This is a genomic window from Methyloprofundus sp. (assembly GCF_965251085.1).
Classification (GTDB): Bacteria; Pseudomonadota; Gammaproteobacteria; order Methylococcales; family Methylomonadaceae; genus Methyloprofundus.
In genome coordinates this window covers 1,387,524-1,402,735 of sequence record NZ_OZ252594.1, presented here as the reverse complement: position 1 = coordinate 1,402,735, position 15,212 = coordinate 1,387,524, and the positions used below count along the sequence as shown (strand labels likewise).

Here is a 15,212-nt window from a genome sequence, read left to right as displayed (position 1 = left end):
TCAATACCGTGCTACATCAAGACACGCCCAAAACACCTATTTACACATGGTCTTATATATTAGGCATCGCCAGACAACATAAAAAAGAACTCATTAGCGCGCAGTTACTTGCCATTCTGGCAACCATGGCAACCGTACCCGTGCCACTTTTAATGCCCTTAATGGCAGATGAGGTGTTGCTTAACAACCCTGGATTTATCACCCATACAATCAATCAGTTTGCGCCCGTCGCGTGGCATACGCCCTTACTTTATATCAGTGTAATACTAATCACCAGCCTTGTTTTAAGAACACTGGGAATTATTTTTAATATTATCCAGTCGCGTCAATTTTGTCGCATTTCTAAAGACATTATTTTTCGTATCCGTAAGCAACAGATCAACCACCTTAAGCATATATCCATGACCGAATACGAGAGCTTAGGCAGCGGCACGGTAATCACTCATTTAGTCACCGACCTGGACACCATTGACACTTTTATCGGTAGCACCTCCAGCAAACTACTGGTTGCCTGCTTGACTGTTATAGGTACAGGTGTGATTCTGCTATGGATGCATTGGCAACTTGGATTATTTATCTTATTACTGAATCCTATCGTCATCTTCTTTACTCGCAGCCTAGGTAAAAGAGTCAAAACACTCAAAGCAAAAGAAAACTCCGCCTATGGCATATTCCAGCAAGCCTTATCTGAAACTCTGGAAGCCATTCAGCAAATCCGCGTGAGTAATCGGGAAAATCATTATTATAAAAAACTCATCGCTTCTGCCGCAGGAGTGAAAGACCACTCTATTTCCTTTGCCTGGAAAAGCGATGCTGCAACCCGCTTCAGTTTCTTAATTTTCTTATTCGGTTTTGATATTTTCCGAGCCGCAGCCATGCTAATGGTGCTTTATTCAGACTTAAGTATCGGCGAAATGCTCGCGGTATTTGGTTATTTATGGTTTATGATGGCGCCCGTACAGGAAGTACTAGGAATACAGTATTCTTTTTTTGGTGCCAAAGCCGCCCTAGAACGTATAAACCGCCTGCAAGCCCTACAACAAGAACCGGTTTACCCCGCACTAAAAGATCCATTTAAAAATAAACACACCGTCAGTTTACGCATTGAAGATTTACATTTTAGCTATGCGAATGAAACAGATGAAATCCTCACCGGCATTAACTTAACGATTAATGCCGGTGATAAAATTGCTCTGGTTGGTGCCAGCGGCGGTGGAAAGTCTACCCTTATTCAGACCCTGATAGGCTTATACCCAGCCAAAAAAGGAATGATTTATTATGACGAAGTACCCATTACCCAGATAGGCTTTGACCTAGTTCGTGAACATGTCGTAACCGTACTGCAACACCCGGTATTATTCAATGATAGCATTCGTGAAAACCTGTCTCTAGGCAAATCCGTTTCCGATGCAGAATTATGGCATGCACTTGAAATAGCACAATTAAAAGCAACCGTTAAACAACTAACAAACGGCCTGGATACCATTATTGGCCGTCAGGGTATGCGCTTATCCGGGGGGCAAAGACAGCGTATGGCGATTGCGCGCATGGTCATTGCAAAACCCAGCATTGTGGTTCTGGATGAAGCCACCTCTGCCCTGGATACAGAAACCGAACGCAAACTACATCTGGCGCTGGCAGAATTCTTAAAAAACCGCACCACCATCATAATTGCCCACCGACTCAGCGCCATAAAACAAGCCGATCACGTGTATGTTTTTGAAGAAGGTAAAATCTGCGAACAAGGTAACCACGATAAATTAATCAATCAAAATGGACTTTATGCAAAACTGTATGGAGAATACCAGCAATGACAGACCCAAAATATGATTTGCATTGCCACTCCAACTATTCCGATGGCTCACTTTCCCCGACAGAGCTTGTATTACGTGCCAAAGAACAAGGCGTAAGCACGCTTGCCCTGACAGATCATGATACTGTTCAGGGTCTTTTTGAAGCACAGCAAGCAGCTGAACAGCAAGCAATCAACTTTATCCCTGGCATAGAACTCTCCTGCCTATGGAATAAGAAAACATTCCACGTATTAGGCCTGAATATAGATGCCAATAACGCCGAACTTCTGGCGGGCACAGATCAATTACAAATTATTCGTCTGGAGCGGGCAAAAAAAATTGCCACCAAATTAGAAAAAAACAAAATCCCGGGTGCATTCGAGGCTGTTCAAAATGCAGCAGGTGCAGGCATGATCACCCGCCCCCACTTTGCTAACTTTCTAATTAACCAAGGCCATGTCAGCACCATGCAATCAGCCTTTGACCACTATCTCGGTCAAGGCAAACCTGCGTTTGTAAATACTCAGTGGGTAGAACTAGAAGATGCTGTACATTGGATTAAAGCAGCAGGAGGCATTGCAGTCCTAGCCCACCCAATGCGCTACAAACTGACTGCCAGCTGGATGCGCCGCTTCTTAACCGCTTTTAAAGAACTCGGGGGACTGGGCATAGAAGTTATCACAGCACGCAGTAATCCTGATGAAATAAGGCGCACAATTCATTTTGCCAGACAATTCGAGCTTTTTGGATCGATTGGTTCAGATTTTCATAGCCCCAAAAACCAATGGGTAGAATTGGGGCGCTTAGCACCCATGCCAACAAATATACGACCTGTATGGGAATTATTTACTAATTAAGAAATTAATTCCTTCCTACAAACAATACATTAGAAAGCAGCCCGCTAATATAATAAAAATTTACTAGTCAAACCCAAAAAAAACATTATAATAGTCTGCTCTCTATCAGAGATTGATGCCTCGGTGGCGAAATTGGTAGACGCAAGGGACTTAAAATCCCTCGCCTTCTGGGCGTGCCGGTTCGATTCCGGCCCGAGGCACCAAAATTAACTACCACGCTTATAAAACGTGGTTTATGTTCGACCTAAAAGGCCGTCCTCAGCAAAACCCTTCTGGGGCCTTGCTGAAATAAGATCAAGTTGTTCCCAATATTTCAGTGGTTATTTATTATCCTGGAACTTTACATACTTTCTTATCATTTCTGCATCCATACCTACGGTATCAACACAGTAACCAGCCGACCAAAAATGATTTCCTCAGTATTTCTTTTTACGCAAACTGGGAAATTTCTGGAAAGCTTGAATTGCAGTCTTTCCTTTTACTCTCCCAACCAAATCTGATATTGAAATCTTTGGGGGAACTTTCACAAGCAAATGGACATGATCAGGCTGTACATTTAATTCGATAACTTCACACCCTGCTCTCTCAGTATGAGCATAAATACTCTGGTAAACATACTTCCCAAGATCTCCTTTTAAAATTTGATAACGGTACTTTGGCACAAAAACAATAGGGTACTGGCAAAACCAGACGACATGTGATAATTTTTGAAATCTGCTCATTTGTTTCTCCTAGTTAAATTGCGGGAACAACTTAACTATTTGATACTCTTGAGCAGACCTTTACGCAAAGCTTTTTTTACCCCCGCCCACAGGGCGCGGTTATCTAAGTTGTAATATAAATAAGGGCTACAGCCATCTGGCTACTGCCCTTTTTTTATGCCTAAAATCCCCCCTGTCAAAGTCCGCTGCCAATCACTTTAGTTACCACCAAAGTCGGGTTTGGTAAACGGGTTTAAAGAATCTCTACACAAGCCTTATCTTCATGAAGTAAAGCATTCTGTATAGTGCTTTGACTTTTTAATAAAACTTTAATCGTAACTACTCAGCGTATCTGAGAGTTACTAAAATAGATTGTATACTTCCAGCCAGGCACAGGTATTTGATAAAAAATATCATGATAGAACAAGCGTTTTGTAGTTTTCGTTGATGGGCATGGATGAAGCCCTTTGCCCATCTACAGTGTTTATTTTTCTGTAACTACTCAGCTTGTCTGAGTAGTTACAAATATGTTAAATATCAATAAGATATGCCTTTGTATGGGTAAATATTCGACCAACACATACTACCTAGAATCAGCGAGTTAGGTGGCTTCTAAACTGACGACACAGCGGATAAAGCCATAAGTCTTTGATGGGTACGCTTTGTTTACCAGCAGGTCCCAACTTGCCGCGCCCTTTGGTTTTACCTACGTAGATCCAGTTGGCGGCTTTGTAACAAGTCCCTGCAAATCGCTCGGTATCAACAAAAGTTTCCAGTAACACCGGACGGATGCCATAACGCTCTTCCCATTGTGTAGGAAGGCGACGAGCTATCATGGATAAAATAGTGGAAGCAAGATTTTTGGATTTCACCCAGGGCATAATCAGAAAACGGGCATTGTTCACGACTAACGGCAGGTTTTTTTGCCGCTGTTCGTGGCTCCAGCCAATAAACTGATCACGTGGTGCCGTTTGCCAGGCGGCCGCACTAAAACCGAGCGCTGCAATAATTTGCTCGTCGAGGATGACGAAGTAGCGAAGCTGTGCGCCGGGTAGCGGCTTGTGCCCCAGGTAGTTGGTAGCGATGTATGTACTCATTCCATAGTCGTGAATGATCACGGGTGATGACTGGACAAAGCTGGATGGCCGCAAGTTCATGAACAGGCCGGAGGATCGCTGGTTGCGGGTCCGTCTGTTCAGTAAAGTTGAGTTTCTGTCGCGGGGGTGGTTTGCGCCGTGGTGGCGGCAGAGCGATAAGTCCATCTTCTGCCATGCGCAGCATGGCAACACGGCATGACATATCCTTGAGCCCCCCATCAGGCTTGTACCAATCAAGCATCCTGCAGGTCAGGCGCGAAAGTTCGGCACGCGTGCGCCCAGCATCCTCGGCAATCAATTTCCGCATCTGTTCCAGTTCCTGCTCGCTAAAGTTTCGTCCACAATACCGTGTCATGGTGATTGGGGCTGTTCTGACTCGAGTGGAGTCGCAGTCAGTTCAGGCAAGGGTTTGCTCAACTGCTGTTTGCGCGACTCGCTCATCATCCAGGGAATAAACGGGCGGATGTCTGAGGGAGGCTGCCCACCATTATTCGCACAGGCATCTAGATAGTCGTGAAGCCAGTGATGTGGGTTCAATCCCCATAACAGGATTGTCTGAAACAGTGAAAACATCATGGCTGCCAGTCTGGCACTCCATTGACTCCCTGAACCATAATAGTTTTTACGCCCCATACCGGGATTACGCATACGCCGCTCGGCGATATTGTTGTCCATGGGCACCTGGGGATTAGCCACAAATACCATCAATCCTTTCCAGTGGTTATTCAGGCTGTTTAGGATCTTGCATTGAATGCGCTCTAGGTTTTTGTTCTCTTTCTCCGCTTCCAGTAAATGCGCGTAGCGCTCTTTCATCTTTTGGCTTGCCTGTGCAAGGGCTTGATGGTGTTGCTTGAAGTCTTGATTCTGGGTTTCCAGGCTTTTTGTTTCGTCCCACTCTTTCAGGCGTTGCTTGTTAAGATGATAGAGTTCGGCAATGAGTTCGACCCAATCAAGCATCCATGCTTCAAGTTTCGGATAGCTTCTGGCGGCATCCAGAAAGTCACGGCGGACATGTGCCCAGCAGAAAGCCAGTATGATCTGTGGAATTTCCCGTGCCAGCCGAATGTAACCTTTATAACGATCACAGACCACAATGACCTGTTCCAGGTGTTTATCCAGTCCGGAAAAATACTTGATGGGTATATCACCACTACGGCTAGGTGCCAGTATGTAATAGACTACCGAACGGGACTGAGTGACCCACAACCACCAGCGGTAGCCCGTTTTTCCCTCTATGATTTCAAACACTTTCCAGCCGGTTTCATCATTATGGAATAGATCTTCGGTGAGTTGTTTTTTAACCAGTTCATTGACGAGCGGTTCGAATAGCGGAGCTATCTTCTGTAATCCACCCGTGAGTGTGCCAGGGGCAATGCATAGACCTCGATGTGTGTAATCTGTACACAAATTATTGAGTGCTCGTGAGAACAGAAACTTGTTAAGCAGAACTTCTCTCCATACCGAGATGCCAATACCACTTTTGGGGATAAGACGTGGTGCAGGAGGAGCTGTAATCAATCCGGTGACTCCCTCGCATTGACAGCCCTGAACAGTCACCTTTCGTTTGACACGACGAATATAGCTGTTAACCTTTATTTCAACAATATTTGAATCCTCTGTCTGTGACAGAAGCTTGTAGGGTTTTGTACAAACTAGGCACAACGTGTTTTCAGCAGCAATGTCATGCTCTTCTTCAATAATCGGCAAATCAGGACGGGGAGTGCGCCCGTGTCCCTTGCTACCTTTTTGCTGGCCACGAGGCCGAGGTGTATCAGTATGATTATGTCTTCCAGAACTATTTCTCTTGGCAACGCCTTTTTCAGTTTTTTTGCCAAATAGGCGTTGTTTCAAGTCTCGAATGCGTGCCTGTGCAGATTCAAGCTCTAGCTTAAGATCTTCATTTTTCTGTTTGACCTGGTGATACTGTCCTTTCCAATAGTTTGCATCCCATTTAAGCTGTATATACTCTGCTTGTGTCAGTTCAATGACAATTTGAGCAAAGGGAGACTTTGTGATTTCTCCTGTCTCTATGCGTTGCGGACACGCTGCTGAATGTTGGGAGGCACTTTCCATGAACACCTTTATACAGGGTTTTGGATGATGTGTCCCGTACTCTTTTTATTTATTGCTGTATAGATGGGTTAGTCGAATATTTACTTGTATGGCACTGCAAATTTTTTTAATTTCAAACTTCTCTTCATCTAAGATATAATTACACCATGTAAACACTTGAATTTATTAAAATAACTATGAGAAAAATGAAAATACGTAGTGCCATAAAAAATTTTAAGTAATTGTTTTGTATAGGTTTGAATAATAATGTCGAAAGATAGGCTAAAGTCTTTCACCGTGGATTTCTTCGTTTGAATACCTTGGCACCTGGCATTGATAAACAAAACCAATCATCGTTTGATTGGTCAAGGTTTTGGTTAATGTTGCGTTTTTATTAAATTGTTGCTGTATATAAACCACATTCCCTCCCATATCATAGGCTTTGTTCTTCATTAAATTAGCAGTGCTTCTGTATATCTTGGCATCTGTCATAAAATCCCCCGATACCATGCCGCCATCTGATGCAGAAGTCTGACCTATAAATCGACAGCTATCATCATTAGGCTTAATATAAATCAATTCAACAATTTCCGCCCCTTCCTGCAGGGAAATCGCACAGCTGATGACAGTAACAAGCATTAGCGTAATAGGTAATACAGGTTTTATAATCATGGAAATAATAAACTTATTTTATTGATCATCAGCCTTAATCTGGCTATTTTTCTGCTCTTGTTGGTCATGATGATTCTTGTTATGCCGATATTGCCCTGGAACATCATCACACCCACTTATCATTACCAAAGCCACGAATAACAGGATCTTATTAGTCATATTATCTACTCCCACAACAGTTATACTTCGCGCGGTCACGGATGCGGATGTATAGTGATCGCGCGAAGTATATAACGAATGATAAAAAATACCTCAGTAACTTTTCATACCCTATATGACATTTGGCGAGCGAAGTTTGTAAGGCGGATTTAACTTTGAAATGTAATTCTAGTAATCATGCACCAGAGCTCCCAGAAAGGCAAAACCTTTAGACCCAATTAAATAAAATTTGTTGCTAAATTAGACAGCTATTCAGCTAAAAAAACGACTAGACATCAACGCTTTTAATTAACTATGTCCAAAACTACAAGGGGTTTCCCCCAGTCAATGCTGTTGACTTAAGCCCTCTCTTGCTGGGTTGGGTGAGGAGTATAAAATCATGCATTGATAATCCCCTCATCCCAACCTTCTCCCTCTGGAGAAGGAGCTTATTCTTAAGTCAACAGCATTGTTCCCCCCTCTGCCTTTAAGCTAGCTAATTACACCCTTGCTTGCCCTTTAAGACTCGACACCGACACTTTTGTCAGGTGTGTTCTTATTGAATTAAAATCCCTAAACAATTAAAACGGAGCATACAAGCGGCTGACACAGCCATAAGACAAGTTGATTGTCATAAAACCGTCACACTAAAAGGTATACAATAGTTCAGCTTAACAGGATGCTAAATATAATATGAGTCAATTTACAATATTAGTCGTTGAAGATGAGAAAGATATTCGCAGCATGCTGGTTTTGGTATTACAGCAATACGACTTTAATGTACTAGAAGCAGCTGATGTAAACCAGGCCCAGGAAATACTGAATGACAACATTCCTGACCTAATTTTATTAGACTGGATGTTGCCAGGTATAACGGGAGACGAATGGACTCGACGTTTAAAGTCTAATGAAAATTATCGTGACCTACCGATTATCCTGGTTACGGCTAAAGGCGAAGAAGCAGATAAAATTCGCGGCCTGGATTTTGGCGCTGATGATTACGTAACCAAACCCTTCTCACCAAAAGAACTGGTTTCAAGAATCAAAGCAGTTTTGCGCAGAAGTGGTAAAATTCACGATTTAACGCAAATTAAATTTCAGGATATCGTATTGGATACCGAGCAACATCGTGTCAGCATTTCTGATAAAGAAGTTGATGTCAGTCCAACCGAGTTTAGGTTACTCAGCTTTTTCCTGACCCACCCGGATAAAGTCTATAATCGCACACAGCTATTGGATCAAGTCTGGGGGCGCAGTGTATACATAGAAGAAAGAACAGTCGACGTACATATTCGTCGTCTCAGAAAAATACTAGCTCAATATCAACGTGAAGACTGGTTACAGACAGTGCGAGGATTTGGTTACCGATTTTCCGTAAAAAATAACTAATGGCTTATTGGAATAAAGACTTATTACGCCTTTCAATCACGATTTTATTAGCTGCGATAGCGAGTATTTTTATCGGGAACTTCTTAAACCTATTACTTATTATCTGCATCGCATTTATTCTGCGTCAGGCATTTTTACTCAATCAATTAGAAGGCTGGTTAAGATCTGGAGCTAAAGCAGAATACCCCTCTAGCAGCGGACTTTGGGATGAAATTTATTATCATATTTTTCGCCTGAAAAAAGCGGATAAAAAACGCAAAAAAAAGCTCAGTCGTATTATTGAAGAATTCCGTAAATCTACTTCAGCTTTACCTGATGCCATTGTAGTCATCGGAGAAAACGATGAAATTTCATGGTTTAATGACTCTGCAAAAAAAGCTCTAGGCTTTAAAAAAAAGGATAAGGGCCAGCGCATTCCTAATTTAATCCGCTCTCCGGCCTTTGTTGAGTTTTTAAGTAAAAAAGACCCTGATACTGTATTAAGTATTAAATCACCCGTGAATGAGCAGCTTACCTTACAACTCAAGATTGTAAGCTATGCCCAGAATGCTCATTTATTAGTCGCGCATGATGTCACTTTTTTAAAAAACATCGAGCGCATGCGTAAAAATTTTGTTGATAATATCTCGCATGAGTTACGCACTCCGCTCACTGTTTTAAAGGGCTACCTGGAAACGTTAGAAGATTTGGGTGATGACCAGTCACCGCTATTAATTCATTCTATACAACAAATGCTCAATCAAACACTACGTATGCAACATCTAGTGGATGATCTGCTGTTATTGGCAAACCTGGAAACCAGAAAATCGCAAAATAAATGTGTGGAGATCAAACCCCTTTTAAAGCAAATTTGCCAGGAAAGTAGCGCTCTGGAACGTCTAAATAGTCGTATCGAGCTGTTTATCGAAACAGATATCAACCTAGTTGGCGATGATCAGGAGTTGCGTAGTGCTTTTTCTAATCTTGTCGTCAATGCGCTGAAATATTCTGCCGAAGAATCCATTGTTACCGTGCAATGGTACGAATCAGCTAATTACGTCATTCTGGATATAACAGATCAAGGCGAAGGCATCCCGGAGATCGAGGTGCCAAAAATCACCGAACGTTTTTATCGCGTTGATGCTCAACGAGAAAATGAAAAACAGGGTACCGGACTGGGTCTGTCTATTGTCAAACACGCCCTCGCAAAGCACAATGCACAGCTTAAAATCAGCAGTACAGTGGGTAAAGGGAGCTGTTTTAGCTGTGTATTTCCCAAGCAGCGCTTTTGCTAAGGATTTCCCCCTTATACTCAAAAATTTCTTAGCAATTCTTTGCTTATACTTCGCTGCCAATTCTCCCTATCAGCACTCCCGATCCTGGAGATTATAATCTGATAGCATAAATTTAAATGAGTCAATTGTAGGCAACGGTGAATCATTATTTATTCTAAGATTTCGTATAGGATGGGTAGCGTGTCTTTTTACGACTCGTGAGAGCACGAGTGAAACCCATCATTGTTCGCATGATGAGCCGCAATAACACCGCTCTCTAAGAAAAGAATTTATGCATTGACCTCTCCGTATTACCCAAGCTTCATAAGGGCTACAGAGACTCCTGAATATCATACTTTACGCGCTCACGACTGCGGATTTCTAGCGGCTGAGTTTTTGCCGATAGCTAGGTTGCTGAAACCGTTACGTAGCCAGCTATGCGCCAGTTTCAGAGCCTTGCTATCGACAAAAATCAGCTCACTATATTTCCGCATTCATGACCGCGCGAAGTATACCACCAAGCATAGAACCGTGCTATTATAAGAGATTGATTATACTGTTTCAGATAACCAATCAATGGCATGGATGCTTTGAGTATGCTTATTATCGACCCAACTCCTGCCTTCTATGCACAACAAATCTTTTTTTTATCGCCTTGTACCTATTGTTTTCGCGCTGATTGCCCTATGCGTGTGGCTACAACCTGAATTTTTTCAACGTGCGGCAGGCATCAATTTACCCACAGGACAGCACCCGCAACTTAGCCAGGCGCAAAAAATCGATAAACCCTGCTTGAATCTGCACCCGGAATGGCGGGCAGCCCAAGTTATAGACGATGTTGAAATTTCTGAATCCTTACTTTGCGACCCCGACAATCCCTATAATATCGCTGCTTTTGTGCGCGGCATGAACAATGTTTCCATGCGCACCATTATGAATACTCATATAGCCGAAGACTCGTTAACTAAAAGCGATGACCTGGATGGCGATGGCGACCCGGATATTATTCGTATCAAACTGGAAGTGCTGGAACTTAATGGCGCCACTCCCGATAGCTCCGGCTTTTTTCCTACTTATGATATAGCCCCGGGAATACAACCAGGTATGTGGGCATTTTCCCCTAAATTACGCGGCATGAGCGTGAAAAATTTTCGCTCTATTAAAGCCAATGCGATCTTACGCGCGCCCTCCCCGGTCATTCGTGTGGAACAAGGCGACAAAGTCTATATTACCCTGGAAAACACACATTATTTCCCGCATACCCTGCATTTTCACGGGGTTGACCATGCGTTTAAAACACCTTCCGGGGGTGATAATGATGGTGTCCCTATCACCGGTGAAAAGCCGGTAATGCCCGGTGCTACCCGTACTTATGAACTCAAGCCACGCCATGCTGGCACCATGCTTTACCACTGCCATGTACAAACCGATAAACATTTAATGATGGGCTTAAACGGTATGTTTGTGGTGGAAGAAAACAGACCTAATAACTGGGTGCAGACCTTTAACGTAGGAGCTGGGCATGTACGTCATTCTTCGGTGGCGATTAAGGAAAAGTATGATCGCGAATATGATTTACATTATCAATCGATAGATAAAAACCTGGCTAAAACCATACAGCAATCCAATGATATACGGGTGATCTCCAAACAAATGCACCGTGTCTACAATATGAGTGAATCGAATGAAAATTATTTTATGCTCAACGGCCATTCATTTCCTTACACCTTGCGTGATGCGCTGATAATCGCTAAGCCAAATGAAGACATTAAACTGCGTATAGCCAACACCCAGCATAGCAATATAGCTATACACATACACGGACATAAAGCCACAATTACCGACTATGATGGCGTAAGCCAGAATCCAGCCGCACAAATCACTCGTGACGTGTATGGATTATCCGCTGCGCAACGCATCGATTTACATCTGCAAACCGTTAATGATGGCCTACACAGCTATGGCGAAGGTGTGTGGTTATTTCATGATCATGTAGAAATGGGGGTTGCCAATGACGGCATGAGCCCAGGTGGAAATATTGCCCTACTCGTATATGAAAGCCTGCTCAACGAACAAGGCATGCCATCCGAATTACGTGACGACGCATTAGATGAAGTACTTACTAATAGTTATTATGCAAAAGAGCGACCACTTTGGGGGAAACTTGAAGCAGGCGAGCTCCCGCCTGATTACCTGCGCATACTATTATTTGGTTTATTAGTGGGCCTGACTATCGGGTTAATTGTATTTATTATTCGTGGTTTGAAAAGGCTCGACTCATGAAGCAAGTCATACTACTGCTACTCACCTTTATAGCAAACACACCCGCTTTTGCAGCAATGAATCATGGCGGCATGATGATGGATGATAAAGGCATGATCATGAACAATAACCCCGATAAATTGCCTAGGGACTGCAAGGAAATCTCAGAAGATATAAATATTACCATTCACGGCGGCAAAAAATTTGCTAAGGACTTTGCCGGTAAAATGTTTACCTATGATAAACGAGACTGGCAAGTCCCTCCCTGCGCACGGGTCAATGTGACCTTTATTAATGAAGATGATATCCGCCATCAATTCATGATTCATGGCTTGCCGGGCTATCTGTACCCAAAAGGCATGTTCACCATAGAACTCTATGGCAAAGGCCAGAAAACCGGCTCATTCATCGTACCCAGCCGTGATTATACCTATTACATCCACTGCGAAGTCTCGCAACACACTGAAAAAGGCATGAAAGCTCAGCTAAAAGTAGGTAAAGGTAACGGAGATTTAGATAGTATTCTAGGCCTAACCCCTCCCTTGTTTCCCGATCTATATCCCATTAAAAATACAGACTACACCTGGCTGGCTTTGTTTTTTAGTATGGTTATCGGTGCGCTGCTAGTACGACTGTTCAGCAATATTTTAGCTGCAAGAACAGAGCAAGAGCCTAAACCCTAAAACCAGTTCTCACGCCCCGCCGCGGCAATGCTGTTGACATTAGCCCTCTCTTGCTGGAGAGGGTTGGGTGAGGAGGATAAAATCAAGCATTTATAATCCCCTCATCCCAACCGTCTCCCTCTGGAGAAGGAGTTATTCTTAACCCATGTTCAGTCGTTTTTCGCTCAAAAACCACTAACAGGTCTATTTTAATAGGATAAAAAATAAAAACCTAATCATTACAAACATTTGCATTTCCAAGCAAAGCGTAGTGCCATACATAACAAAAATAGTTGCATTCACTTGATTTTTATGGAAAAATTCAAGTATGTATACCCGATGCACAACGACCCGAACCAAGGCAACTGGCGAGACCTACAAAACGTTTCGGCTAGTTGAGTCCGAGCGAATTGATGGCAAGGTCAAGCAACGTACCCTGCTTAATCTGGGTCGTTTCTTCGATGTGCCCAAGTCCCAGTGGAAGTCATTATCAAGTCGTATTGATCAATTACTGACAGCACAGACTGACTGGCTCACTATTGACCGAGAGGAATCACTCGAAACACGGGCACAATATTACGCCACTCAAATCATCACATCCCGAAGTACAACCCTTGACGATAGCGTTCACTTTGAGACCGTTGATATCGGCAGTTTAGAGCTTGTACGACCGCGCCGTGTGGGAGTCGAGCAAATAGCGTTGCACGCTGTAAGGCAGTTAACCCTGGATGATAAATTGAAATCTCTGGGGTTTAACCAGCACCAGCTTGCCGCCTCCCTCGGTACTATCATTGCTCGCATGGCCTGTCCTGCAAGTGAATTAGCCACACACGGCTGGCTGCAGACAACCAGCGGCCTCGGTGAGTTAATCGACTATGACTTCGAAGACATGGGGCTGGATCGTCTGTATCAGGTATCCGACCAATTATGGAAACACCGGGAAGCCATTGAAACTCATTTATACCAGCAGGCGCGGGACCTATTCAGCTTCAATGAAACCATCACGCTTTATGATCTGACAAATACATTCTTTGAAGGCGAAGCCAAAACAAACCCAAAAGCAAAAAGAGGCCGCTCCAAGGAAAAGCGCAGTGACTGTCCCCTGGTTACATTAGGGCTGGTGCTTGATGGCAGTGGCTTTCCACGTAAAAGCCAGATCTTCCCAGGTAATGCAAGTGAACCACAAACCCTGCAAACCATACTTGAAGGACTGGAAGGGCGAACAGGATCCACTGTGATACTTGATGCAGGCATTGCCAGTGAAGAAAACATCCAGTATCTCATTGAGCATGGCTTTCACTATATTGTTGTCTCACGCAAACGCAAGCGGGATTTCGATGAAGAAAAGGCAACTCTGATCAAAGATATTCCGGGGCAACGCGTAAAAGTTCAAAAAGTGACTGTAGAAGAGACCGGAGAAATTGAACTGTACTGTCACTCGCAACTCAGGGAAAAGAAAGAACAAGCCATGCAGGATAGTTTTTCAGAAAAATATGAAACCGCACTCAACAGCCTGCATGCTGGATTGAGCAAAAAAGGAACCACAAAAAATTATACAAAAGTGTTAGAACGGCTGGGACGCATAAAGGAAAAATACGCGCGTGCAGCACAGCACTATGAAGTAACGGTCGTACCTGATGATGAAGGAGACAAGGCCAACTCAATCAGCTGGAAGCGTATGGAAAAAGCCAACTCGCAGGCAACCCACCCTGGAGTCTATTGCTTACGCACCAACCTGACCGACTGGAATGAAGAAACGCTCTGGCGCACCTACACCATGCTAACCGATCTAGAAAGTGTTTTTCGCAGTTTAAAAAGTGAACTCGTGCTACGCCCTATCTACCATCGAAAAGAAGAACGGGTTAATGGGCATATCTTTATCACTCTCATTGCCTATCATCTCGTCCAGACCCTTCGTTATCAACTCAAGGCTGAACATATTAATGATAGCTGGCAAACAATTCGACGGACCATGGAAAACCAGCAGCGCATTACTGTTATTTTACGGCGAGAAGACGGGAAGACGATTCATTTAAGGAAAGCAACGAATGCAGAGCCGCGACAATCCGTTATTTATAAAGCACTGGAAATTTCAGCGCTGCCAGGAGGTGTTAAAAAAACATTGATTTAGCTTTAATTCAAAATAAAAAAATCTGTAGTGCCAACACCAAGGCCGGATTGTGCGTATCTAATTGTTTTTAAATGAGTTGTTGTCACTGAAATCGAAAGATGGGCTAGGTAGTATGTGTTGGTCGAATATTTACGAATATTAAGGAATTACTTGGCTAATAACTAAGTTTCATCTATATTTGTAGGTTACATATAATAATAATATC

The 15,212-nt window shown here is 43.2% G+C and carries 11 protein-coding genes, 1 tRNA gene and 1 pseudogene; 8 read left to right on the top strand and 5 right to left on the bottom strand.

Translation table 11 applies throughout. The annotated features are described in order from the left end of the window. The first annotated feature begins 125 nt into the window (after positions 1 to 125). The 3 genes from ACQY3F_RS06365 to ACQY3F_RS06355 all read left to right on the top strand — a co-directional run bounded on the left by ACQY3F_RS06365 (position 126) and on the right by ACQY3F_RS06355 (position 2,853). The gene (locus ACQY3F_RS06365) at positions 126 to 1,814 is read left to right on the top strand and encodes an ABC transporter ATP-binding protein (protein WP_428357625.1); all 1,689 of its coding nucleotides are present in this window, start codon (positions 126 to 128) and stop codon (positions 1,812 to 1,814) included. Continuing rightward, entirely contained in the window at positions 1,811 to 2,650 is an 840-nt protein-coding gene (locus tag ACQY3F_RS06360) for a PHP domain-containing protein (protein ID WP_428354065.1), read from the top strand. The genes ACQY3F_RS06365 and ACQY3F_RS06360 overlap by 4 nt, the downstream gene beginning before the upstream one ends. A 117-nt stretch (positions 2,651 to 2,767) precedes the next feature. Further along, positions 2,768 to 2,853 (top strand) — tRNA-Leu (locus ACQY3F_RS06355). A 117-nt stretch (positions 2,854 to 2,970) separates the two neighbouring features. Here the strand turns inward: ACQY3F_RS06355 and tnpA are convergent. From tnpA to ACQY3F_RS06330, 5 genes and pseudogenes are all read right to left on the bottom strand, one after another. Next, positions 2,971 to 3,372, bottom strand: a pseudogene (gene tnpA / locus ACQY3F_RS06350) (IS200/IS605 family transposase). Positions 3,373 to 3,944: 572 nt separating this feature from the next. After that, on the bottom strand, positions 3,945 to 4,448 hold the full coding sequence (locus ACQY3F_RS06345) for a Druantia anti-phage system protein DruA (protein WP_428354064.1): 504 nt from the start codon (positions 4,446 to 4,448) through the stop codon (positions 3,945 to 3,947). Then, positions 4,339 to 4,803, bottom strand: a complete 465-nt coding sequence (locus tag ACQY3F_RS06340) for a hypothetical protein (RefSeq protein ID WP_428354063.1) — start codon at positions 4,801 to 4,803, stop codon at positions 4,339 to 4,341. Before ACQY3F_RS06340 ends, ACQY3F_RS06345 begins: the two co-directional genes overlap by 110 nt. Continuing rightward, entirely contained in the window at positions 4,800 to 6,521 is a 1,722-nt protein-coding gene (gene tnpC / locus ACQY3F_RS06335) for an IS66 family transposase (RefSeq protein ID WP_428354062.1), read from the bottom strand. Before tnpC ends, ACQY3F_RS06340 begins: the two co-directional genes overlap by 4 nt. Before the next feature lie 261 nt (positions 6,522 to 6,782). Then, entirely contained in the window at positions 6,783 to 7,172 is a 390-nt protein-coding gene (locus ACQY3F_RS06330; RefSeq protein ID WP_428354061.1) for a DUF4156 domain-containing protein, read from the bottom strand. Positions 7,173 to 8,003: 831 nt separating this feature from the next. Here ACQY3F_RS06330 and phoB point away from each other — a divergent pair. The 5 genes from phoB to ACQY3F_RS06305 all read left to right on the top strand — a co-directional run bounded on the left by phoB (position 8,004) and on the right by ACQY3F_RS06305 (position 15,007). After that, complete coding sequence (phoB, locus tag ACQY3F_RS06325) at positions 8,004 to 8,699, top strand: phosphate regulon transcriptional regulator PhoB (RefSeq protein ID WP_428354060.1); 696 nt, start codon at positions 8,004 to 8,006, stop codon at positions 8,697 to 8,699. Further along, a complete protein-coding gene (gene phoR, locus ACQY3F_RS06320) occupies positions 8,699 to 9,973 on the top strand; it encodes a phosphate regulon sensor histidine kinase PhoR (protein ID WP_428354059.1) in 1,275 nt (424 codons plus the stop codon). The genes phoB and phoR overlap by 1 nt, the downstream gene beginning before the upstream one ends. Positions 9,974 to 10,579: 606 nt before the next feature. Next, on the top strand, positions 10,580 to 12,235 hold the full coding sequence (locus ACQY3F_RS06315) for a multicopper oxidase domain-containing protein (RefSeq protein WP_428354058.1): 1,656 nt from the start codon (positions 10,580 to 10,582) through the stop codon (positions 12,233 to 12,235). Beyond that, on the top strand, positions 12,232 to 12,897 hold the full coding sequence (locus ACQY3F_RS06310; RefSeq protein WP_428354057.1) for a multicopper oxidase domain-containing protein: 666 nt from the start codon (positions 12,232 to 12,234) through the stop codon (positions 12,895 to 12,897). Before ACQY3F_RS06315 ends, ACQY3F_RS06310 begins: the two co-directional genes overlap by 4 nt. Before the next feature lie 307 nt (positions 12,898 to 13,204). Then, on the top strand, positions 13,205 to 15,007 hold the full coding sequence (locus tag ACQY3F_RS06305; protein WP_428354056.1) for an IS1634 family transposase: 1,803 nt from the start codon (positions 13,205 to 13,207) through the stop codon (positions 15,005 to 15,007). The last annotated feature ends 205 nt before the right edge of the window (positions 15,008 to 15,212 follow it).